This is a genomic window from Arthrobacter sp. 01N442, assembly GCF_056399345.1.
This window is the reverse complement of record NZ_JBFTRD010000015.1, coordinates 1-1,387: the sequence shown is the minus strand read 5'-3', so window position 1 is coordinate 1,387 and position 1,387 is coordinate 1. Positions and strand designations below refer to the sequence as shown.

Here is a 1,387-nt window from a genome sequence, read left to right as displayed (position 1 = left end):
GAGGACCGGCTCGCCGCGATCGACATCACGGTCAACCGCAACGCCGTCCCGTTCGACCCGCGCCCGCCGATGGTCACCTCCGGGCTGCGGATCGGCACCCCGGCGCTGGCGACCCGCGGGTTCGGCGAAGCCGCGTTCGCCGAGGTCGCRGACATCATCGCCGAGGCCCTGACCGCCGACGCCGGCGCGGACCTGACCGGGCTCCGCACCCGGGTCCAGGCCCTCGCCGCCGCCCACCCGCTCTACCCCACGGTCACCAACCTCGGCTAAGGGCGCACCGGTAGTTGGGCCCGTCGTGGCATTGGGGGCGACGGGCTCAACTACAGGCATTTGAATCATGACTACGTTAGGAACCGACCATGGCTGTTGGAGTCTTCGACCTTTTTTCCATTGGAATTGGGCCGTCCAGCTCGCATACCGTGGGCCCGATGCGGGCCGCGGCGGTCTTCGCCGAAGAACTCAAGGCCTCCGGGAACCTGGACAAGGTCGCCTCGCTCCGGGTTGATCTCTACGGTTCCCTGGCCGCGACCGGGCACGGGCACGGGACGATGACGGCGATCCTGCTGGGCCTGGAAGGCTTCCACCCCGAACTGATCCTCCCCGCGGAGGTCGAGGAGCGGCTCGCCGCGATCGCCGAGACCGGGAAGCTGCAGCTGGCAGGGTCCGTGCAGCTGCCGTACGGGGTGCAGGACATGGTGCTGCGGCCGCTGACCGTGCTGCCCCGGCACACCAACGGCATGACCTTCACCGTTTCCGACGCCGACGGCGGCACCCTGCACCGTGCGACGTTTTTCTCTGTCGGGGGCGGTTTCATCGTCCGCGAGGGCGAGGAAGACGCCGCGAAGCAGGAACTCGATGACTCCATCAAGGAACTGCCGCTGCCGTTCCGCACCGCGGCGGAACTGCTCGAACACTGCCGGCAGACGGGCCTGTCGATCAGTGACATCATGCTGATCAACGAACGCGCCTCCCGCACCGAGGAAGAGATCCGCGCGGGTCTGCTGCACATCTACGCGGTGATGGCCGAGTGCGTCCAGACCTCGCTCAAGCGCGAGGGCCTGCTCCCGGGCGGGCTGAAGGTCCGCCGCCGCGCCCCTGACTGGCACGAACGGCTGATGAAGGAAAACCGTGGCCAGGACCCTGACTACCGGGATCCGAAGTACTGGCAGGAATGGGTCAACCTGATCGCCCTGGCCGTGAATGAGGAGAACGCCTCGGGCGGCCGGGTCGTCACCGCCCCGACCAACGGCGCCGCCGGGATCATCCCGGCCGTGCTCTACTACGCGCTGCACTTCGCCCCGGGCATGGACCAGGCCACCCAGGAGGACCGCGACGACGTCGTGGTCAAGTTCCTGCTCGCCGCCGGAGCCATCGGGGTGCTGTACAA

At 68.3% G+C, this 1,387-nt stretch carries 1 protein-coding gene and 1 pseudogene; both read left to right on the top strand.

Features of this window, described 5'->3' with window-relative positions; genetic code table 11:
* Positions 1–270 (top strand): annotated as a pseudogene (locus tag AC1DNC_RS16750) (serine hydroxymethyltransferase); the annotation flags it as partial.
* 89 nt (positions 271–359) lie between these two features.
* A partial coding sequence (locus tag AC1DNC_RS16745; RefSeq protein ID WP_476863654.1) for an L-serine ammonia-lyase occupies positions 360–1,387 on the top strand: 1,028 nt, incomplete at its 3' end.